The 20304-nt window shown below is 73.5% G+C and carries 19 protein-coding genes; 5 read left to right on the forward strand and 14 right to left on the reverse strand.

All coding sequences use genetic code 11. The annotated features are described in order from the left end of the window. Window positions 1-2 precede the first annotated feature (2 nt). Complete coding sequence (locus AA0005_RS12535; RefSeq protein ID WP_413450505.1) at window positions 3-1469, forward strand: gluconokinase; 1467 nt, start codon at window positions 3-5, stop codon at window positions 1467-1469. A gap of 4 nt (window positions 1470-1473) precedes the next feature. Here AA0005_RS12535 and AA0005_RS12540 read toward each other — a convergent pair whose 3' ends face one another. Together AA0005_RS12540 and hisD are read right to left on the reverse strand one after the other, a co-directional pair. Beyond that, a complete protein-coding gene (locus tag AA0005_RS12540; protein ID WP_413450506.1) occupies window positions 1474-2214 on the reverse strand; it encodes a SurA N-terminal domain-containing protein in 741 nt (246 codons plus the stop codon). 249 nt (window positions 2215-2463) lie between these two features. Further along, window positions 2464-3792, reverse strand: coding sequence for a histidinol dehydrogenase (gene hisD, locus AA0005_RS12545; RefSeq protein ID WP_413450507.1), 1329 nt, complete (start codon window positions 3790-3792; stop codon window positions 2464-2466). A gap of 72 nt (window positions 3793-3864) precedes the next feature. Between hisD and AA0005_RS12550 the strand changes: the two genes are divergently transcribed. From AA0005_RS12550 to AA0005_RS12565, 4 genes are all read left to right on the forward strand, one after another. Beyond that, the gene (locus AA0005_RS12550) at window positions 3865-4089 is read left to right on the forward strand and encodes an RNA-binding S4 domain-containing protein (protein WP_413450508.1); all 225 of its coding nucleotides are present in this window, start codon (window positions 3865-3867) and stop codon (window positions 4087-4089) included. Window positions 4090-4187: 98 nt separating this feature from the next. Further along, window positions 4188-4760, forward strand: a complete 573-nt coding sequence (locus AA0005_RS12555; RefSeq protein ID WP_413450509.1) for a biotin transporter BioY — start codon at window positions 4188-4190, stop codon at window positions 4758-4760. A gap of 123 nt (window positions 4761-4883) precedes the next feature. Beyond that, window positions 4884-5465, forward strand: a complete 582-nt coding sequence (locus AA0005_RS12560; protein ID WP_413450510.1) for a hypothetical protein — start codon at window positions 4884-4886, stop codon at window positions 5463-5465. Between the two features lie 36 nt (window positions 5466-5501). Further along, a complete protein-coding gene (locus tag AA0005_RS12565) occupies window positions 5502-6359 on the forward strand; it encodes an amino acid-binding protein (protein ID WP_413450511.1) in 858 nt (285 codons plus the stop codon). Between the two features lie 95 nt (window positions 6360-6454). Here the strand turns inward: AA0005_RS12565 and dnaE are convergent, their stop codons facing one another. The 12 genes from dnaE to ftsZ all read right to left on the reverse strand — a co-directional run bounded on the left by dnaE (window position 6455) and on the right by ftsZ (window position 20184). Then, complete coding sequence (gene dnaE / locus AA0005_RS12570) at window positions 6455-10018, reverse strand: DNA polymerase III subunit alpha (RefSeq protein ID WP_413450512.1); 3564 nt, start codon at window positions 10016-10018, stop codon at window positions 6455-6457. A 125-nt stretch (window positions 10019-10143) separates the two neighbouring features. After that, window positions 10144-11325 carry an FAD-dependent monooxygenase gene (locus tag AA0005_RS12575; protein ID WP_413450513.1) on the reverse strand — a complete coding sequence of 394 codons (1182 nt, stop codon included), beginning with the start codon at window positions 11323-11325 and terminating at the stop codon, window positions 10144-10146. A gap of 117 nt (window positions 11326-11442) precedes the next feature. After that, window positions 11443-12525 carry a flavin-containing monooxygenase gene (locus AA0005_RS12580; RefSeq protein ID WP_413450514.1) on the reverse strand — a complete coding sequence of 361 codons (1083 nt, stop codon included), beginning with the start codon at window positions 12523-12525 and terminating at the stop codon, window positions 11443-11445. Between the two features lie 119 nt (window positions 12526-12644). Then, entirely contained in the window at window positions 12645-14243 is a 1599-nt protein-coding gene (locus AA0005_RS12585) for a LuxR C-terminal-related transcriptional regulator (RefSeq protein WP_413450515.1), read from the reverse strand. 38 nt (window positions 14244-14281) lie between these two features. Continuing rightward, window positions 14282-14755, reverse strand: a complete 474-nt coding sequence (locus tag AA0005_RS12590) for a GNAT family N-acetyltransferase (RefSeq protein ID WP_413450516.1) — start codon at window positions 14753-14755, stop codon at window positions 14282-14284. After that, window positions 14752-15678 (reverse strand): RluA family pseudouridine synthase, encoded by a 927-nt coding sequence (locus tag AA0005_RS12595; RefSeq protein ID WP_413450517.1) that lies wholly within the window; start codon window positions 15676-15678, stop codon window positions 14752-14754. The genes AA0005_RS12590 and AA0005_RS12595 overlap by 4 nt, the downstream gene beginning before the upstream one ends. Then, window positions 15671-16471, reverse strand: a complete 801-nt coding sequence (locus AA0005_RS12600; RefSeq protein ID WP_413450518.1) for a signal peptidase II — start codon at window positions 16469-16471, stop codon at window positions 15671-15673. The genes AA0005_RS12595 and AA0005_RS12600 overlap by 8 nt, the downstream gene beginning before the upstream one ends. A gap of 65 nt (window positions 16472-16536) precedes the next feature. Then, window positions 16537-17208: a DivIVA domain-containing protein gene (locus tag AA0005_RS12605; RefSeq protein WP_413450519.1), complete on the reverse strand. Its 672-nt coding sequence runs from the start codon at window positions 17206-17208 to the stop codon at window positions 16537-16539. Between the two features lie 107 nt (window positions 17209-17315). Next, window positions 17316-17609, reverse strand: a complete 294-nt coding sequence (locus AA0005_RS12610; RefSeq protein WP_413450520.1) for a YggT family protein — start codon at window positions 17607-17609, stop codon at window positions 17316-17318. A 3-nt stretch (window positions 17610-17612) separates the two neighbouring features. Beyond that, window positions 17613-18086 carry a cell division protein SepF gene (locus AA0005_RS12615; protein ID WP_413450521.1) on the reverse strand — a complete coding sequence of 158 codons (474 nt, stop codon included), beginning with the start codon at window positions 18084-18086 and terminating at the stop codon, window positions 17613-17615. Window positions 18087-18210: 124 nt separating this feature from the next. Beyond that, the gene (locus tag AA0005_RS12620; protein ID WP_413450522.1) at window positions 18211-18960 is read right to left on the reverse strand and encodes a polyphenol oxidase family protein; all 750 of its coding nucleotides are present in this window, start codon (window positions 18958-18960) and stop codon (window positions 18211-18213) included. A gap of 12 nt (window positions 18961-18972) precedes the next feature. Then, window positions 18973-20184, reverse strand: a complete 1212-nt coding sequence (gene ftsZ, locus AA0005_RS12625; protein ID WP_413450523.1) for a cell division protein FtsZ — start codon at window positions 20182-20184, stop codon at window positions 18973-18975. Window positions 20185-20304 lie beyond the last annotated feature (120 nt).

Below are 20304 nucleotides of genomic sequence, written 5' to 3' on the forward strand. Positions count from 1 at the left end.
TCATGCCCGAGTTCACCGTCGACCTCAGCGACGCCCTCGACCCGCTCGTCCTGGCCGTCGACATCGGCTCGACGGGTAGCCGCGGCGGCGTCTACGACGCCCGCGGCCTCCCGGTCGCGGGGCTGCGGCACAAGGTGCGCCACGCCTTCACCACCGCGACCGACGGCACGTCGGTCATCGACCCGCTCCAGGTGGTGGCCGAGGTGGAGCAGGTCCTCGACGCGGTCGCCCGCCCGGAGCTGGCCGGGAGGATCACCGGCGTCGCGCTCGACACCTTCGCCTCCTCGCTCGTGGGCGTCGACGCCGCCGGTGAGCCGCTCACCCCCTGCTACACCTACGCCGACTCCCGCTGCGGGCCGCAGGTCGCGGCGCTGCGCGCCGAGCTGGACGAGGCCGAGGTGCAGCAGCGGACCGGGACCCGGCTCCACTCGAGCTACCTGCCCGCCCGCCTGCGCTGGCTGCGGGAGACCGAGCCGCAGACCTTCGAGCAGGTGGCGCGGTGGCTCTCGCTGGGCGAGCTCATCGTCCTGCGCCTCACCGGGACCACCGCCGTCGGCACGTCGACGGCGGCGTGGACCGGCCTGCTCGACCGGCTGCGCGGCACGTGGGACGAGGGCATGCTCGCCGTCGCCGGTATCGCGGCCGCGAGCCTCTCCCCGATCCACCACCCCGACCAGCCGCTCACCGGCGTCACCACGCGCTGGCCGGCCCTCGCCGGGGCCGCGTGGTTCCCCGTCGTCACCGACGGTCTGGCCGCCAACCTCGGGACGGGGGCGAGCGACCCCCGGACGGTCGTCGCGTCCTTCGCGACGAGCGGCGCCGTGCGGGTGCGGGTGCCCGCGGAGGTGCCCGAGCTGCCCTCGGGGCTGTGGGCCTACCGGGTGGACGCGGAGCACGCCCTGCTCGGCGGGGCCCTCAACGACGTCGGGCGCGGCGCAGCCTGGCTGGAGGCCACGCTGCGGCTGGAGGTCCCCCTCGACGACGTGCTCGCCGCCGATCCCGACCCCGCCACGCCGATGGCGCTGCCCTTCCTCACCGGCGAGCGCAGCACCGGGTGGGCGGCCGACGCGCGCGCCGTGCTCGCCGGTCTCTCGGCCGCCACCACCCCGGAGTCGATCGCCCGCGGCATGCTCGAGGGCGTGGCGCTGAGCTACGGCCGCGTGGTCGACGAGCTCACCCGGGTGGCCCCGCGCCCCGAGCAGATCCTCGCCAGCGGCCGGATGAGCCAGTCACTGCCGCACCTGCTCCAGCTCCTCGCCGACGTCGCCGGGGTGCCGGTGACCCCGGTGACGATCAAACGCTCCACGCTCCACGGCACCGCGCTGCTCGCGCTGGAGACGGTCGCGCCCGGGGTGGAGCGGGCGGCGCCCACCACGGCGGCCACCGTGGAGCCGGTGGCCGGGCGCGCCGGCTACTACGCCGAGCGTGCCGAGCGCTTCGCGTCGCTCTACTCCGCCGTGGTGGGCTGACGCCTCACAGGTGGTAGGTGATGTCCGCGCCGGCGCGCAGCTCCTCGAGGAGGGCCTGGACGGCCTCGCCCTCGTGCTGCTGCGCGAGCTGCGCCTCCAGCTGGGGGCGGACCTCCTCGAACTCCGGCAGCTCGCCCTCGCCACCGCCCTGGGCGACGGCGTCGTCGTAGAGCTGGCGGGCGTCCTCCTCGGAGGGGGTGAAGTCCCCGGCCTCGGCGGCGAAGAGCTGCTCGAGGGCGGTCTGCTCCTCGAGCTGCGCGAGCGCCTCCTCGCGGCCCAGGCCCTGCTCCTCGAGGGCGGTGAAGAGCTCGTCGGCGGAGCCGAGCCCACTGGCGGCGGCCACCTCCTCGGCGGCGGCGTCGACCTCCTCGGCGCTGGGCGCGATCGAGCGGGCCTCGGCCTCGGCGAGGAGCAGCTCGGTGTCGACCAGGCCCTCGGCGGTGCTCTGCTTGAGGGCCTCCTGGTCCACCTCCTCGCCCGTCATCTGCGACTGCATGAAGGCCTGCTGGAGCTGGCCCTCGTAGACCTGGGTGAACTCCTCCAGCGTGACCTCCACGCCGTTGACCTCCGCGACGACGTCGGGCAGGCCCTCGAGGTCCGGGACGGGAGGCGTGGGCGCCTCCTGGCTCTCCTCGGCCGCCGGAGAGGTCGTCTCCGCGGTCGAGTCGGCGTCGTCGTCGGCCCCGCCGCAGGCCGTCACGGCCAGCAGGAGGGCAGCGGTCGCCACGGCAACCTTGGTTCGCATGGGGGATTCCTCTCCGGAAGACAAGGCTCCAGCGTGCGCGCCGCCCCACACCCCGCGCAAGCGCGCCACCGCCCCTCGCCCGAACCTTCACCGAGCGCGCACAACCGCCGACAGCACAGTTACCGCCGACAGCACACTTACCGCCGACAGCACAGTTACCGCCGACAGCACAGTTACCGCCGACAGCACAGTTAGCGCCGACAGCACAGTTACCGCCGACAGCACAGTTAGCGCCGCCGGGACCGCGTCTCAGCCCAGGCGGACGTCGACGGCGTCGGCGTGGGCCGGCAGGTCCTCGGAGACCGCGAGCGCCCGCAGCGGGCCGGCGACCTTCCGCAGCGCGGCGTCGTCGTACTCGATGACCTGGACGGGCTTGAGGAAGGCCATGACGCTGAGACCGGAGGCGAAGCGAGCGGTCCCGCCGGTGGGTAGCACGTGGTTGGACCCGGCGAGGTAGTCCCCCAGCGGCACCGGGGAGTAGGGCCCGACGAAGATCGCGCCCGCGTTGCGGATCCGCTCGGCGACGGCGGCCGCGTTCGCCGTCTGGATCTCCAGGTGCTCGGCGCCGTAGGCGTCGCACACGGCGATCCCCTGCTCCAGGTCCGTGACGAGCACGGTGCCCGACTGCGGCCCGGACAGTGCGGTGCGCACCCGCTCGGCGTGAGTGGTGGCGGCGGCCTGTCGCTCGATCTCCGCGTCGACGGCGTCGGCCAGCTCGGGGCTGTCGGTGACGAGGACGGAGGCGGCGGCGGGGTCGTGCTCGGCCTGGGAGATGAGGTCCGCGGCGACGAAACGCGGGTCCGCACCGCCGTCGGCGAGGACGGCGATCTCGGTGGTGCCGGCCTCGGCGTCGATGCCCACCCGGCCCATGACGGCGCGCTTGGCGGCGGCGACGAAGATGTTGCCCGGCCCGGTGACGACGTCGACGGGCGCGCACAGCTGCGCGGCGTCCGCCGTCCCCTCCTCGCCGGCGGCCCCGTAGGCGAGCATGCCCACAGCCTGCGCACCACCGACGGCGTAGACCTCCTCGACGCCGAGCAGCGCGCACGCGGCGAGGATCGTCGGGTGCGGCAGGCCGCCGAAGGCCTGCTGGGGCGGGCTGGCGACCGCGAGCGAGGGCACGCCCGCGACCTGCGCGGCGACGACGTTCATGACGACGGACGAGGGGTAGACGGCGAGGCCGCCGGGCACGTAGAGCCCCACGCGGCTCACCGGCACCCACCGCTGGCGGACGTGGCCGCCGGGCAGGATCTCGGTGTCGCGCTCGGTGGGCAGCTGGGCGGTGTGACCGGCGCGGTTGTGGGCGATGGAGATCTCCAGCGCCTCGCGCACCTGCGGGTCCAGCTCCTCCAGCGCGGTGGCGAGCGCCTCGGCCGGCACCCGCAGGTGCTCGGGGCGCACGCCGTCGAAGCGCTCGGCGAGGTCGCGCAGGGCGGCGCCGCCGCGGGCGCGGACGTCCTGGAGGATCGGGAGCACCTGGGCCATGGCGGCCTCGACGTCGAGCGTCGCGCGCGGGAGCACGTCGACGAGGGCGGCGGGAGCGAGGTCGGTGTCGCGGAGGTCGATTCGCCTGAGCATGTGTCCGATCGTATGCCGCGCCGTGGCGCGCGACGGGGGCCGTCCAGCCCACGACAGGGCATGATCTGTGCCATGGATGCGCAGAACGTCGTGCCGGTCGACGGCGAGATCCGGCTGGGGCAGTTCCTCAAGCTCGCCTCGCTGGCCGAGTCGGGCGCGCACGCCCGCGAGCTCATCGCCGAGGGCGAGGTGAGCGTCGACGGCGTCGTCGAGACCCGCCGCGGGCGGCAGCTCGCCCCGGGGGCCCGGGTCGAGGTGAGCACGCCCGGTGGGGTGCTCACCGCCGTCGTCGGCTGACCGCTACAGACGGACCGTCCCGAATCTGTGCGGGTCCGCAGCCCGCAGCCGGCCCGCCACTGGTTAGCGTGGCCGGTGTTCCCCACGAGAGGTATGTCATGACCACGACCACCCCCGCTGCCGTCCTCGCCGACTCGCTGCCCGCCGGACTCGTCCGCGACGCGTCGCTCGTCACCGGCGGCGCGGTCCTCACCGGCGTGCTGTCCCAGGCGGTCGTGCCGCTGCCCTTCACGCCGGTGCCGCTGTCGCTCGGCACCTTCGCCGTCCTCCTCGTGGGAGCCTCGCTCGGGCCGGTGCGCGGCGTGCTCAGCATGCTGCTGTTCCTCGGCGCCGGCGTGGCCGGGGTGCCGTGGTTCGCCGAGCAGACGGCCGGCTGGCACACGGCCTCCTTCGGCTACGTCATCGGCTACGTGCTGGCCGCCGGGATCGTCGGTGCGCTGGCCCGCCGCCGCGCCGACCGCAGCCCGCTGTCGATGGCCGGGGCAGCCGCGCTCGCCACCCTGGCGGTCTACGCGGGTGGCGTGCCGTGGCTCATGGTCAGCCTGGGCGTGGGCCTGGGTGAGGCCCTCGTGCTGGGTGTGGCGCCCTTCCTCGTCGGTGACGTCCTCAAGGCCGCCGCTGCAGCGGGCCTGCTGCCCGCCGCCTGGCGGCTGCTCGGCCGCCGGGACTGACCCCCTCGACGACGGGTCGGTGGTGCGGATGCGCTCCTCGGAAGCGTCTTCCTGCCCGCCTCCGTCCTGCGGCCGCTGGCCGAGGGGCTGGAGCGCCTCGGCTCCCCGGCCACCGTCGTCGGCGTGGGCGGTGCCGAGGACCCGGCACGGGTCCTTGCCGCCTACGTCGCCGCGCTTGGCCACCGGCCGTCGGACGTCGTCGTCGCCCACTCGAACGCGGGACTGTACGTCCCCTCGCTGACGCGGTCGGCCGGCGTCACGCGGGCCGTCCTCATGGACGCCGTGCTGCCGCCGCCCGCCGGAGGGCAGCACCCGGTCGCCCCGGCGCCCCTGCGTGAGGCGCTCGCCCCGCTCGCCCGCGACGGCCGGCTCCCCCGCTGGACCGAGTGGTGGCCGGAGGAGGACGTCCGGGCGCTCTTCCCCGACGCTCGGACGCGGGCCGAGGTCCACGCGGCCACGCCGCGGGTGCCGTCGGCCTACCTCGCCGGGTCCGTCACCGTCCCCGAGCGGTGGACCGACACCGTCCGGGGCGCCTACCTCGCCTTCGGTGACACCTACGCGCCCGAGCGGGAGCTCACCGAGGAGCTGGGCTGGCCCGTGCGGACGCTGCCCCTGGGCCACCTGGGGTGCCTCACCGACCCGGTCGGCGTCGCGCGCGCCGTCCACGACCTGGCGACGGGTGTCACACGCTCGTTTCCCGGGTGAAACCTGCCTGGAACGCAGCGGGGCCAGGCTGGTCGCATGGGACACGAGAACCCGACCGATGCGCTGGCCTGCGAGGTGTGCGGCCGGCTGCCCGCACCGCCCCGCGCCCGCCTGACTGCCGCGAACGTGCTCGTCATGCTCCCGCTGGAGCTGGCGGTGCACGCGGCCGTCGTCGCGAGCGGCCTGTCGCTGCTCGCCAAGGTGCTCGTCCTCACGGTCACGGCCACCACCCTGGCGATCTGGGTGGCCGAGCCCTCGGTCGCCCGCCTGCTGCGGCGCTGGCTGCACGGGCCGATCCTGCGGGAGCGGCGCCGTCTCGACGCCGCAGGCTCGCTGTGGCGGCTGCGGACCACCGTCCGGGACACCCCCGGCACCCTCGAGGCGATCGCGCGGCAGCTGCGGATGCTCGACGGCAACATCCTCGGCGTGCAGGTCCAGCCCGGGACCGACGGCGTGGTCGACGAGTTCGTCGTCGACGTGCCCGAGGAGGTCACTGCGCGGGACCTCACCGAGGCCGTCGAGGACGGTGGTGGCCGGGCCGTCCAGGTGTGGCCGACGACGGCGCTGGCCCTCACCGACAGCCCGACCCAGGCGCTGTGCACGGCCATCCGCGTCGCCGAGGCACCGCATGAGCTGCCCGATGCCCTCGCCGACCTGCTCGGTGCCGAGGTGGTCGACGGCGGGCCCGGTGACCCCACCTCCCACCTGTCGGGAGACGCCACGCGGCTGAAGGTCCACGCCGGCTGGCGCGGCGCCGTCGTGCTGACGCGGCCCGGGCAGCCGTTCACACTCGCCGAGTCCGCGCGGGCGCACCGGCTTGCCGAGCTGGTCGAGCTCGTCGACGGCGTCCGGCTCACCGGACTGGGCGGGGCAACGTCCCACTCCGACCGCTGAGCTCGCGGGCGTGCACTGTCGGAAAAGTCGGCTGTCGGCGACAACTGTGCTGTCGGCGGTAGATCGACTGTGGGCGGGCGAGGGTTGCGGGTGCGTTAGACGAGGCAGCCGGGGCCGAGGAGGGTCTTGAGGTCCCCGAAGAGCGCCGTCGAGGGCTCGACGCGGAAGGAGTCCTCCAGCCGCATCGTCGTCGACCGCCCCGGGCTGGTGAGCCGCAGCCGCACCTCCGAGCTGCCCGGGTGGTCGGTGAGGATGCCCTTGAGCCGCTCGACGAGCGGGGCCGTGCACCGGTTGGCGGCGAGCGTGAGCTGGACCGGCCCGTCGGTGGCCTGGGAGACGTCCGGGAGGGTGATCTCCGAGGCGTAGATCGTCGGGATGTCGTCGCGCCGGTTGAGGCGACCCTTGACCGTGATGATCGAGTCCTCGGCGAGCATCGTCGAGACCGTCGAGTAGGTCTGCGGGAAGAAGAGCACCTCGATGGCACCCTCGAGGTCCTCGACCGTCGCGATCGCCCACGGGTTGCCGTTCTTCGTCATCTTCCGCTGCAGGGAGGTGACGAGGCCAGCAATGGTGACCGTGGAGCCGTCGGAGCGGGTCTCGTCGGTGAGGAGCGTCGCGATGGACACGTCCGCCGCCCGCTGCAACACGTGCTCGAGCCCGAAGAGCGGGTGGTCCGAGACGTACAGCCCGAGCATCTGCCGCTCGAAGGTGAGCTTCTCCGGCTTGTCCCACTCGGGCAGGTCGGGGATGTCGATGGTGAAGCCGCCGCCCGCACCGCCGTCGCCGCCGAGGCCGGCGAAGAGGTCGAACTGGCCGACCGCCTCGTTGCGCTTGACGTCGATGACCATGTCGATGGCCTCCTCGTGGCGGGCGAGGAGGGAACGGCGGGTGTGGCCCAGGGAGTCGAAGGCCCCGGCCTTGATGAGCGACTCGATGGTGCGCTTGTTGCACACGACCGCGGGCACCTTGTCGAGGAAGTCGGTGAAGGAGGTGAACTCCCCCTTCTCCTCGCGGGTGGAGATGATCGCCTCGACGACGTTCGCGCCGACGTTGCGCACCGCGGCCAGGCCGAAGCGGATCTCCTCCCCGACGGCGGCGAAGGAGCCCACCGAGGTGTTGACGTCCGGCGAGAGCACGCTGATGCCCATGTGCCGGGCCTCGCCGAGGTACAGGCCGAGGCGGTCCTTGTTCACCTGGGTGGAGGTGAGGAGGGCGGCCATGAACTCCGTGGGGAAGTTCGCCTTCAGGTACGCCGTCCAGTAGGAGATGATCCCGTACGCCGCCGAGTGCGCCTTGTTGAAGGCGTAGTCGGAGAAGGGCAGCAGGATGTCCCACAGGGTCTTGACCGCGTCCGGGGAGTACCCGCGCTCGAGCATGCCGGCCTCGAAGCTGGCGAACTGCTTGTCCAGCTCGGCCTTCTTCTTCTTGCCCATTGCGCGGCGCAGCAGATCGGCCTGGCCGAGCGTGTACCCGGCGACCTTCTGCGCGATCGCCATGACCTGCTCCTGGTAGACGATCAGGCCGTAGGTCGTGCCGAGGATGTCGGCCAGCGGCTCCTCGAGCTCGGGGTGAATCGGCTCGATCTTCTGCTGGCCGGTCTTGCGCAGCGCGTAGTTCGTGTGGGAGTTCGCGCCCATCGGGCCGGGCCGGTAGAGGGCGCCGACGGCGGAGATGTCCTCGAAGTTGTCGGGGCGCATGAGGCGCAGCAGGGTGCGCATGCCGGCGCCGTCGAGCTGGAACACTCCCAGGGTGTCACCGCGGCCGAGCATGGCGTAGGTGAGGGGGTCGTCCAGCGGCAGGCGCTCGAGGTCGGGCGCCTCCTTGCCGTTGCGGGTGATGTTCTCCAGGGCGTCGTCGATGACGGTGAGGTTGCGCAGCCCGAGGAAGTCCATCTTGAGCAGGCCGAGGTTCTCGCACTGCGGGTAGTCGAACTGCGTGATGATCGCGCCGTCCTGCGGGCGCAGCATGACGGGGATGACGTCCTGGAGCGGCTCGCTGGACATGATGACGGCGCAGGCGTGCACGCCCCACTGCCGCTTGATGCCCTCCAGGCCCTGGGCGGTCTCGACGACGGCCTGGGCGTCGGGGTCCGCGGCGTGCAGCTGGCGGAACTCCTCGGCCTCGGCGTAGCGCTTGTCGCGGGGGTCGAAGATGCCGGCGAGGGTGATGTCCTTGCCCATGACCGACGGCGGCATCGCCTTGGTCAGCTTCTCCCCCATCTGGAAGGGGAAGTCGAGGACGCGCGCGGAGTCCTTGAGGGCCTGCTTCGCCTTGATCGTGCCGTAGGTGACGACCTGGGCCACGCGGTCGTCGCCGTACTTCTCGGTGACGTAGCGGATGACCTCACCACGACGGCGCTCGTCGAAGTCGACGTCGAAGTCGGGCATCGACACGCGGTCGGGGTTGAGGAACCGCTCGAAGATGAGCCCGTGGACGAGCGGGTCGAGGTCGGTGATGCGCAGCGCGTAGGCGACCATCGAGCCGGCGCCGGAGCCACGGCCCGGGCCCACGCGGATGCCCTGGGACTTGGCCCAGTTGATGAAGTCGGCGACGACGAGGAAGTAGCCGGGGAAGCCCATCTGGGTGATGACCTCGACCTCGTACCGCGCCTGCTTCTCGACGTGGGCGGGCACGCCGTCGGGGTAGCGGTAGTTGAGGCCCTTCTCGACCTCCTTGACGAACCACGAGTGCTCGTCCTCCCCCGCGGGCACGGGGAAGCGCGGCATGTAGTTCGCGCCGTCGGCGGTGGTGCGGAAGGTGACGTCGCACTGCTCGGCGACGAGCAGGGTGTTGTCGCAGGCCTCCGGGAGGTCGCGGAAGACCTCCCGCATCTCGGCGGCGGGGCGCAGGTAGTAGGTGTCCCCGGTGAAGGCGAAGCGGCTGCCGCCCTGGTCGTAGCTCGGCTCGGTGAGCTTGCTGCCCGACTGGAGCGCGAGCATGACCTCGTGGGTCTTGGCGTCGTCCGGGCGCGTGTAGTGGGAGTCGTTGGTGGCGAGCAGCGGGGCGCCGATGTCCTTGGCCAGGCGCAGGAGGTCGCCCGTCACGCGGCGCTCGATGTCCAGGCCGTGGTCCATGAGCTCGACGTAGTAGTTCTCGCGGCCGAAGATGTCCTGCAGCTCGCGGGCGGCGCGCAGCGCCTCGTCGTACTGGCCCAGGCGGATGCGGGTCTGCACCTCGCCCGACGGGCAGCCGGTGGTGGCGATGAGGCCCTCGGCGTGGGTCTCGATGAGCTCGCGGTCCATCCGCGGCCACTTGCCCATCTGCCCCTCGATGGAGGCCCGGGAGCCCAGCCGGAAGAGGTTGTTCATCCCCCGGTTGTTCTTCGCCAGGAGCGTCATGTGGGTGTAGGAGCCGCGGGCCGAGACGTCGTCCTTGGCCTGGTGCTCCTCGCCCCAGCGCACCCGGGACTTGTCGAAGCGCGAGGTGCCCGGCGTCACGTAGGCCTCGAGGCCGATGATCGGCTTGACGCCGTGCTTCTGGGCGGTGGACCAGAAGTCGTAGGCCCCGAAGAGGTAGCCGTGGTCGGTGATCGCCAGGGCGGGCTGGCCCATGCGGGCGGCCTCACCCAGGAGCTCGTCGACCTTGGAGGCACCGTCGAGCATCGAGTACTCGGTGTGCACGTGGAGGTGGGTGAAGTTGTCAGATCCTCCAGCAGCCATGCCCGTCAGTCTAGGTCGCGGGACCGACACGACTGGTCACCGCGAGGGGAGATCCAGGTCGCTCGGCGTGTCGGCGTCGACGACTCCCGACGGGCGTCACCGAGCCGGCAGGGCAGCCCGCTCGGTCAGTCCTCGACCAGCTCCGGCTCCCAATGGGCGAACCGCGCCAGCGACGACAGTGCGGCGGTGGCGGGCGTGGCCCGCACGAGCAGGTCGCGCAGCGCCACGAGCGGCGCCGAGCGCAGCTCGGGCCCGAACCGGCCGCTCCAGCGGGAGGCCCGAGCCACCGCCTGCGACCGCGGCCGCCGGGTGCGGTCGTACGCGGCGAGCGCGGCGGGGACGTCGCCCTCGTACCGGGCCAGCGCCCGCCCGAGCACGACGGCGTCCTCCAGCGCCTGCGACGCGCCCTGCCCGAGGTTGGGGGTCATGGCGTGGGCGGCGTCGCCGAGGAGAGCGACAGCCCCGGTGACGTAGCCGGGAAGCGGCACCGCGAGGTGCTGCAGGTCGTGGCGCAGCACGGCGCCCGGCTCGGTGGCGGCGAGCAGGTCGGGGATCGGGGCGTGCCAGCCGGCGAAGCGGGCGCGCAGGTGACCGGCCTCGTCCGCGAACCGGTGCCCCACGGGCGCGCCGGCGACGGCCGCGAACCAGTACACCCGCCCGTCCACGAGCGGCACCGTGCCGAACTCGGTGCCCGGGCCCCACGTGACGGCGCCAACGAGGTCGAGCGGCCACCGGCCCGCGGTCACCGAGCGCCAGGCCGTCACGCCGGTGTGGGCCGGACCCGGGTGGTCGGGCCAGAGCCGGCGACGTACGGCCGACCCGATGCCGTCGGCTCCGACGACGACGTCTGCCGCGATCGTGTGCCGCTCCCCGTCACGGACGAAGGTGACCGACGCGGGCGGTCCGGCGGTCACGTCGAGGACCTCGGCGCCCCTGACGACCGCGCCGGCGGGCAGCACCTCACGGAGCACCCGGTGCAGCTGCTCACGGTGGATCCCGACGACCGAGGTGGCCAGCTCCCGCTCGAGGACGGCGCTGTCGACCCGCGCGAGCCAGCGTCCCGTGGGGTCGCGGAGCCCTCCGCCGCCCTGGGGCGCTGCGGAGGCGCCGACGGCGTCGGCGAGGCCGAGCTCGCGCAGCGCCCGTTGCCCGTTCGCCATGACCGTGAGGCCCGCGCCGATCTCCCCGCCCTCGGCGGAGCGCTCCAGCACGGTCACGTCCCATCCCGCCCGCCCCAGCGCGATCGCCGCGGCGAGCCCGCCGATGCCGCCGCCGACAACGACCCCGGTGCGTCCACTGTCCGCCACGACGACTCCCCTCCGCCCTGAGCGCCCCCGGCGGGCTCGGGTCCGGTAGGACGTCCATCATGCCGCAGCCCGGTTCGACGGCCCCCCGTCGCGGTGGCGGGCGCCGCCGTCTCCCCGTCACGGGCGGACGGACGCCCCGGCGCGGACGGCCCGGCGGGCGATGTCGCCGACCACCAGCTCGGCGTCGGGGACGACGCCGACGGAGTTGTGCGAGGAGAACCGGTGCTGGAAGAGCTGCCCGAGGACGTAGAGCCCGGGCTGGTCCGTGACGGAGCCTCTGTCGTTGTCGAGGAAGCCGGCGGAGTCGAGCCCGGGCAGCTCGACCCAGTCGTGGCCGGGGAGGAAACCGGTGGCCCACACGACGTTGGCGACGTCGAGCACCTCACCGTCCGCGGTGACGGGCAGGCCCTCCACGACGTCGGTGACACGCGCGGCTCGGCGCACACCGGCGTCGGCGAGGTCCTGGGGCTTGACGCGGATGAGTGGCGTGCCGTGGCCCGACAGCAGCTTCTCCCTCGACCTGCGGCCGGGCGGGGTGTCCCGCGTGAGGACGTGGTTCCAGGTGAAGGCGATGAGGGGGAAGACGGTGAGCATCGTCCGGGACTCGATACGGAGCGGGACGTGACCCGGGTGGCGTCCGCACAGCACGACGTCGTGGGAGGCGGCGAGCTCGAGGGCGATGTCCGCCCCGGAGTTCGCCGCACCGACGACGGCGACACCGCCCGGCTGCAGCTGGGCAGGGTTGCGGTAGTCGACCGAGTGCAGCTGCACGATCCCGGACGAGAGCCGGTGGGCGAGGGCCGGGACGTTCGGGACCCGCTCGGCCCCGGTCGCCAGGACGACGTTGGCGGCGGTGAAGGCGGCCGCACCGGCGGTCACCTGGAACCGGTCGCCGTCCCGGAAGAGCCCGTCGACGGCGACCCCGGTCCTCACGTCCATGCCGACCCGCTGTGCGTAGGAGCTGAGGTACGCGGCCATCTGCGCACCGGAGGGGAAGAGCTCGTCGCGCGGGAACGGCACACCCGGCAGCCCGAGGCTGGTCGACGGGGTGAACATCCGCATCGAGTCCCAGCGGTGGTTCCACCCTCCGCCGACCCGGTCGTCGGCCTCGAGGACGGTGAACGGCAGCCCGCGGCGGGCGAGGTGGTAGCCAGCGGCGAGTCCCGCCTGTCCGGCACCGATGACGATCGTGTGGTCCATGGCGCTGCTCCCTCGGTCGGTCCGACGGCTCGAACGCTACGAAGGGGCAGGGGGGCTCCACATCGGTGGAACTACCCAACCGTGTCCGGCACCGGGCGTGGGTACCGCCGGTGGCGGTCTCACAGGAGCTGCCACGAGGCCGCGCGCGCCGCGGCCGCCGCGCGGCTGGAGACGTCGAGCTTGGTGAGGATGTTGCTCACGTGCCGGTCGACCGTGCGCTCGCTGAGGACCAGCCGTTCGGCGATGGCCCGGTTGGTGGCCCCGGTCGCGACGAGCCGCAGCACCTCGACCTCCCTCGCGGTGAGCACCTCCCGGGCGCGGCGGTCCAGCGCCTCGAGGTCGGGCTGGGCGCCGAGGCTCGTGAAGATCTCCCGGGCGGTGGCCCGCTCCCGGTCAGCCGACTCGTGGTCACCGAGGGCGTGCCAGGCCGCCGCCACGAGTGTTCTGGTCCGGGCCTCCTCGTAGGGTGCCGCCACCCGCACCCAGGTCGCGAGTGCGCGGCGCGCGGCCGCCCCGGCGTCCTCGGGGCGCCCGGCCGACAGCGAGAGGCGGGCCTGCGCCTGGGCGGCGACCGCGCGGACGAGGTCGCTGTCCTGGCGCTCACCGAGCGCCGTCAGCTCCTCCGCCAACGCGTGCGCCCGGGTCTCGTCCCCCACGGCGAGGAGGACCTCCACCCCCGCGGCGAGCAGGGGCACTCGCCGCGCCACCGTGCTGCTCTCGGCAAGCGCGCGGCGGACCATGGCGGCGGCCGCCTGCGTGCTGCCCCGGGCGAGACGGAGCAGGGCGAGCCCCGGTTGCGGCTCCCACCCGTCACGAGCGGCAGCGGCGTACGCCGCGTCGGCGTCCTCCCACCTGCCCTGGAGCCGCGCGAGGTCGCCCCGCACGCATGCGGCGAGCGCTGCGGAGGTGCGGTCGACGTCGTCGTCCAGGCCGACGAGCAGGGTGTCGGCCCTGTCCCAGTCCCCCACCAGCTGGAGGAGCTCGGCCCGCCGGACCCGGCACTCACCGACGAAGCCAGTCATCTCCGGCTGGGTGGCGCACCAGCCCGACATGGCGTCGGTCCACTCACGCGCGCGGCCGACGTCGTAGATCTCCCAGCACCCCGAGATGACCCCGCAGTAGACGATCCCCGTGACCATCGAGGACGCCCGGTCGGCGGTGACGACGACCATGGCCTCGTCCAGGAGCGCGCAGCCCTCCTGCACGCGGCCCGCGGCGAGCCGGACGAGCCCGGCCTGGTGCAGTGCGAGGGCGGCGAGGTCGGTGTCGGCGGACTCGCGAGCCGCGCGTGCGGCCGCGGTGGTCAGGCTGGCCGCCGCGTCGAGGTCGCCGCCGGCGACGGCGGGGAACGACCGGGCGAGGGACAGGTAGCCCGTGAGCCGTTCGTCGTCGGCCTCGGAGGCGAGTCGCTCGAGCCGCTGCAGCCACCCGGTGCCGTGGGCGACCTCCCCGTCGTGGAGGTGCTGCGCCGCGATCCAGAACGAGCTCAGAGCCGCTGCGGCGTCGTCGCCACGATCGAGGTGCCGCTGGTAGGCGAGCTCCCGGGCGGCGAAGTACTCGTCCATCCGGTGGAGCAGGTGGGCGCACTCCGCCATGTGGTCGAGGTCCCGCGGGTGGAGCGGTGCGGCGCGCTCGGCGTCGGCGAACGCCGCGAAGGCCGTGGCCCAGCGCCGGTCGGTGTGCGCCGACCGGGCCCGGGCGAGGGCGTCGCTGCTCACCTCCCCAGTATCGCGCGCAGGCGTGGGGCTGCGGCGGGTCAGGCGCGGGCGACGGTGCGGGCCATGTCCTGGTGCCAGATGTCCGCGTCGAGGTACCTCTCGCCGGACACGACCGAGAAGCCCAGCCGCTCGTAGAAGCCCATCGCCGACTCCTGCGCGCTGAGCACGACCTCGACGGCGGGCGGCTCCCCCGCCGCGTGGCGCTCGAGAGCCAGCTCGACGAGCGCGGTGACGAGCAGTGCCCCCACCCCGCGCCCACGGGCCGCGGCGTGGACGGCCAGGCGCCCGAGGTGGACGTGGCCGGGGGCGTCGAGCAGGAGCCGGCCGGTGCCGAGCACCTCGCCGGTGACCTCGTCGACCGCGAGCACGTGCGTCGTCGTCGGCGCCTCGTCGAGCTCGTCGACCTCGAGCTCGACGGGCACGCCCTGCTCGTCGACGAAGACGGCGAAGCGCACCGCCCAGGCGGCCTCGAGCTCCTCCCGCGTCGTCACGGTGCGGACGACGACGCTCACCGGCGTCCCTCCCGCACCATCTCGAGCGCCGCGGCGAGGTCCTGCGGGTACTCGCTCTCGACGACGACCTCGCGGCCGTCGCGCGGGTGGGCAAAGCCGAGGCGCACGGCGTGCAGCCACTGCCGGGTCAGCCCCAGCTTCTGGGCGAGCACGGGGTCGGCCCCGTAGGTCGTGTCCCCCAGGCAGGGGTGCCGCACCGCGGAGGTGTGCACCCGGATCTGGTGGGTGCGGCCGGTCTCGAGGTGGATCTCGAGGAGGGACGCGCCGGACATCGCCTCGAGGGTCTCGTAGTGGGTGACGGCGGGCTTGCCGTCGGCGACGACGGCGAAGCGGTAGTCGTGCCGCGGGTCGCGCCCCACGGGCGCGTCGATCGTCCCGGAGAACGGGTCCATGTGCCCCTGGACGAGTGCGTGGTAGACCTTCTCGACCGTGCGCTCCTTGAAGGCGCGCTTGAGGACGGTGTAGGCGAGCTCGGACTTGGCGACGACCATGAGCCCGGAGGTTCCGACGTCGAGGCGGTGGACGATGCCCTGCCGCTCTGCCGCCCCGGACGTCGAGACGCGGTACCCGGCGGCGTGGAGGCTGCCGACGACGGTCGGTCCCTGCCACCCCGGGCTGGCGTGGGCGGCCACGCCGACGGGCTTGTCGACGACGACGACGTCCTCGTCCTCGTAGGCGACCGCCAGGCCGGCCACGGGCTCGGGCGGCGGGGCCGACGGGGCGTCGGGGAGCGTGACCTCGAGCCAGCCGCCGGCGACGAGCCGGTCGGACTTGGCGAGCGTGCGGCCGTCAAGGACGACCCCGCCCTCGGTGGCCAGCTCGGCCGCCCGGGTGCGCGACAGGCCCAGCAGCCGGGCGAGGGCGGCGTCGACGCGCTCGCCGGCCAGGCCGTCGGGGACGGGAAGGGAGCGGGTCTCAGGCATCGTCGTCGCTGCCGGCGAGGCGGATCTCGCGGCGGGTCCGGGGACGGCGGGTGGGCGTCGCCGACTCCTCCGCGACGGGCGGGCCGGCGGGAGCCGGCGTCGTCCCGGGCTCGTCGGCCGTGCTGGGGGCCGCGCCGTCGGACGTGGTGCCGACCCAGGTGGCGACGTCGACGCCGTCGTCGGCGGGTCGCGGGACCTCCGGGGAGAAGTCGGACTCGTCGACGAGCGGCTCCTCGCTCACGTCCTCCCCGTCGATGTCGCTGGCGGGGGCGTCGTCCTCCTCGCGGCGGGAGGTCACGCGGGTGCCGTCGACCTCGATGCCGAGGAGGGCGAGGACGGCGATGAGGACGGCGGCGAGCACGATGGCGATGTCGGCGACGTTGCCGACGAACCAGCCGTTGTAGCTGATGAAGTCGACGACGTGCCCACGGGCGAAGCCGGGCTCGCGCAGCAGCCGGTCGTAGAGGTTCCCGAGCGCCCCACCGAGGAGCATGCCCAGGGCCACCGCCCAGCCGCGGGAGCGCAGGCGCCGGGACACGCGCAGGACGACGACGACCACGACGAGCGTGATGAGCGTGAAGACCCACGTCATCCCGGTGGCGAAGGAGAACGCCGCGCCGGGGTTGTAGATGAGCTGCCAGCCGAGGAGGTCACCGATGACCGGGACGTACACGCCCTGGGTCAGCCGGTCCTCGGCGAGGAACTTGGTGACCTGGTCGACCGCGGCGATGCCGAGGGCGAGGGCGACGAGCAGGACGACCGTCCCGCGCCTGCCCCGCTGCTGCTCGCTCATGGGTGTTCCTTCCTCGGCATGCAGCGACGGCGGCGGCCCGGTGGGCCGCCGCCGTCGTGTCGTGCTCAGCGACCGAACTGTGCCGAGCCGGAGTCACCGCGGCCGGAGACGTTGCCCCGACCCTCGACGTCCGACAGGAGCGACTCGAGGTAGCTCTTGAGGCGGGTGCGGTAGTCGCGCTCGAAGACGCGCAGCTCGTCGATCTTGCGCTCGAGGAGCGAACGCTCCTGCTCGAGCTGGGCGAGGGTGCGGTTGTGCTGCTCCTCGGCGTCGCGCACGATGCGCTCCGCCTCGGCCCGCGCCTCGTGGATGATGCGCTCACCCTCCTCGCGCCCGTTGTTCACGTACTCGTCGTGGACACGCTGGGCGAGGGCGAGCATGCCGGTGGCCGAGGTCGGCTCGTCGGCGGTCTCGGTCACGCTCTCGGCCGGGGCGGCCGCGGCGGCCGGCGGCGCGTAGGACTGCTGCGGCTCCGGCTCCGGCTCGGGCTCCGGCTGGGGCTCGGGGGCCGGGGCCGGGGCGACGGCCGTGGCCGGCTCGCCACTGCTGAGCTCGGCGACGCGGCGCTCCGCGGCCGCGAGCTTCGCCTTGAGCTCCTCGTTCTCACTGCTGAGCGTGCTCAGCGTGTTGACGACCTCGTCCAGGAAGTCGTCGACCTCGTCCTGGTCGTAGCCCTCCCGGAACTTCGTCGGCTGAAACTTCTTGTTCAGCACGTCGTCTGCTGTGAGCAGCGCCATAGTCGTCACCTCAGTAGTTCAGTCGTTCGGTCGTGAGCGTCGCGCGACTCACGGGTCCACGTTAGCGGAACGTTACTAGAGCCAGCACACCACGGGGGTCACATAAGTCACGCGAGTGACAGAGAAGCGGCCACTTGCATCGAGATGCTCACGGCCAGGAACAGGATGATGAAGCCCAGATCGAGTGCCACGGGCCCCAGCCGGAGCGGCGGGATGTAGCGGCGGAGCCAGTTCAGCGGCGGGTCGGTCAGCGTGTAGACGAGCTCGGCAATGACGAGCACGACACCCCTGGGCCGCCAGTCGCGGGAGAACACCTGCACCCAGTCCAGCACCAGCCGGCCGATGAGGACGACCAGGTAGAGCAGGAGGAGCAGGTAGACGATCGAGAAGAGGAGCCCCACGTCTCAGCTCTGGTTGAAGAGACGGCCCGGACCGGTCTCGGGCTGACCCGAGTCGGTGGCCACCTCGATGCTCGCCGGGGAGAGGAGGAACACACGGTTGGTGACCCGCTCGATGGAGCCGTGGAGGCCGAAGACGAGCCCGGCGGAGAAGTCCACCATGCGCTTGGCCTCGGTCTCGCTCATGCCGGTGAGGTTCATGATGACGGGGGTGCCGTCACGGAAGGCCTCGCCGATGACCCGCGCCTCGTTGTAGGTGGCGGGGTGCACGGTGCTGATGCGTCGCAGGTCGTGCTCGACGGGCTCGGGCGTGGGGACCACCCGCATGGGGGTCACCTGAGCCCGGGGCTCCTCCCGCTCGGGACGGGCCTCGGCCGCCGCGGGCTCCTCGTGGCGGGGGACGTCGAGCTCGTCGACGTAGTCCCCCTCGTCCTCGGACAGTCCGAGGTACGCCATCGTCTTGCGCAGTGCTCCGGCCATGACTGCTCCCGTCGTCGAGTTCTGCGATCACACCTCGTGCCGCTCCTGTGGGTGACGCTAGACCAGGCCAGGCCCCGCCCGCCGCACCGACTCGCGGCGTGTCGTCGCGGGATTTTGCGCCTCCTCAGGCGGGGCGGACGACGCCGACGAAGCGGCCGGTGCGGCCGTCGCGCCGGTAGGAGTAGAAGCGCTCGTCCTCGCGGGTGCACACGTCCAGCCGCTGCACCCGCCGCACGCCGCCGTCGGCGAGCTGGGCGAGCACGCCGGCGGGGATGTCGAGGGCGGGGGTGCCCCACGCCGTCGTGGCACGCGCGGCGGGGACGACGCCCGCGACCTCGTCGCGCAGCGCGGCGGGAACCTCGTAGCAGCGGCCGCAGATGCTGGGGCCGAGGGAGGCGTACAGGTCGGGGACCGAGGCGCCCTCGCGGGCGAGGGTCGCGAGCGCGGCGTGCACGACGCCGTCGGCCAGGCCCTGGCGGCCGACGTGGACGGCGGCGACGAGGCCGCCGTCGGGGGTGGCGAGCAGGAGGGGGACGCAGTCGGCGACCATGACGGCGACGGCGGGCGCGCCGGGGTCGCTGCGACGGCCCACGAGGGCGTCGCACTCCCCCTGGCCGGCGCCGTCGTCGGCCTCGCCGGTGACGACGCGCACGAGCGCCGTGTGCCGCTGGTCCATCCACACGACGCGCGAGCCGAGCTCGGCGTCGAGGAGGTCCCGGTTGGCGCGGACCGCCCGCTCGTCGTCGCCGACGTGCAGGCCGAGGTTGAGGCCCCCGCTGCCGTCGGCTGCGGCGTAGGGGCCGGTGGAGACGCCACCGGCGCGCGTGGTGAAGCCACCACGCGCGCCGGGGCCGAGGTCAGCGGGCTCGAGCACGTGCCCGACCGGTCAGCGCAGGAAGTCGGGGATGTCGAGGTCCTCCTCGCGGCGGCTGCGCACCGGCTCCTCGTCGAAGACCCGGGGCACCTCCAGTCCGCGGCGCTCGCCCTCGCTGCCCGCGTAGGCCGGGACCGGCTCGGCGGGCTGCTCCTCCCTGGCCGGCTCGGGGCTGGCCGCGACGGGCGGCTCGGGGGCGCTGGGCGCGCTCGGCAGCGAGACCGGCGCCGGGGCGGCGGCCCGGCGCTGCGGGGCGGCCGGCGTGGCCGCCTTGGGGCCGGGGTCGTCGAAACCGGCGGCGATGACGGTGACGCGCACCTCGTCGCCCAGGGCGTCGTCGATGACGTTGCCGAAGATGATGTTCGCCTCGGGGTGGGCGGCCTCCTGGACGAGGCGGGCGGCCTCGTGGATCTCGAAGAGGCCGAGGTCGCTGCCACCCTGGATGGAGAGCAGGACGCCGTAGGCGCCGTCGATGCTCGCCTCGAGGAGCGGGGAGGAGATCGCCAGCTCGGCGGCCTGGACCGCGCGGTCCTCGCCGCGGGCGGAGCCGATGCCCATGAGGGCGCTGCCGGCGCCCTGCATGACGGACTTGACGTCCGCGAAGTCGAGGTTGATGAGACCGGGGGTGGTGATGAGGTCGGTGATGCCCTGGACACCGGACAGGAGCACCTGGTCCGCGCTCTTGAAGGCGTCGAGCACCGACACGTTGCGGTCGGAGATCGACAGCAGGCGGTCGTTGGGGATGACGATGAGGGTGTCGACCTCGGAGCGCAGCGCCTCGATGCCGGCCTCGGCCTGGGTGGAGCGCCGGCGTCCCTCGAAGGTGAAGGGCCGGGTGACGACGCCGATGGTCAGCGCGCCGAGCGAGCGGGCGATGCGGGCGACGACGGGGGCGCCACCGGTACCGGTGCCACCACCCTCGCCGGCGGTGACGAAGACCATGTCCGCCCCGCGCAGCACCTCCTCGATCTCCTCGGCGTGGTCCTCGGCGGCCTTCTTGCCCACCTCGGGGTCCGCGCCGGCGCCGAGCCCACGGGTGAGCTCACGGCCGACGTCGAGCTTGACGTCGGCGTCACTCATGAGGAGCGCCTGTGCGTCGGTGTTGACGGCGATGAACTCCACGCCCTTCAACCCGACCTCGATCATCCGGTTGACGGCGTTGACACCGCCGCCCCCGATGCCCACCACCTTGATCACTGCTAGGTAGTTCTGCGGTGCCGCCACGTCGGCCCCCTCACTTTGTCTGCTGCTGGTCCTCGGCCAACCCTCAACCTCAAGTTGAGCGTTAGACTTATGTCATTCTTGCGCACCCGGAACGCTAGGTGCCCGGTGGCACCCCGGCAA

This window comes from Georgenia phoenicis (assembly GCF_047302425.1).
Classification (GTDB): Bacteria; Actinomycetota; Actinomycetes; order Actinomycetales; family Actinomycetaceae; genus Oceanitalea.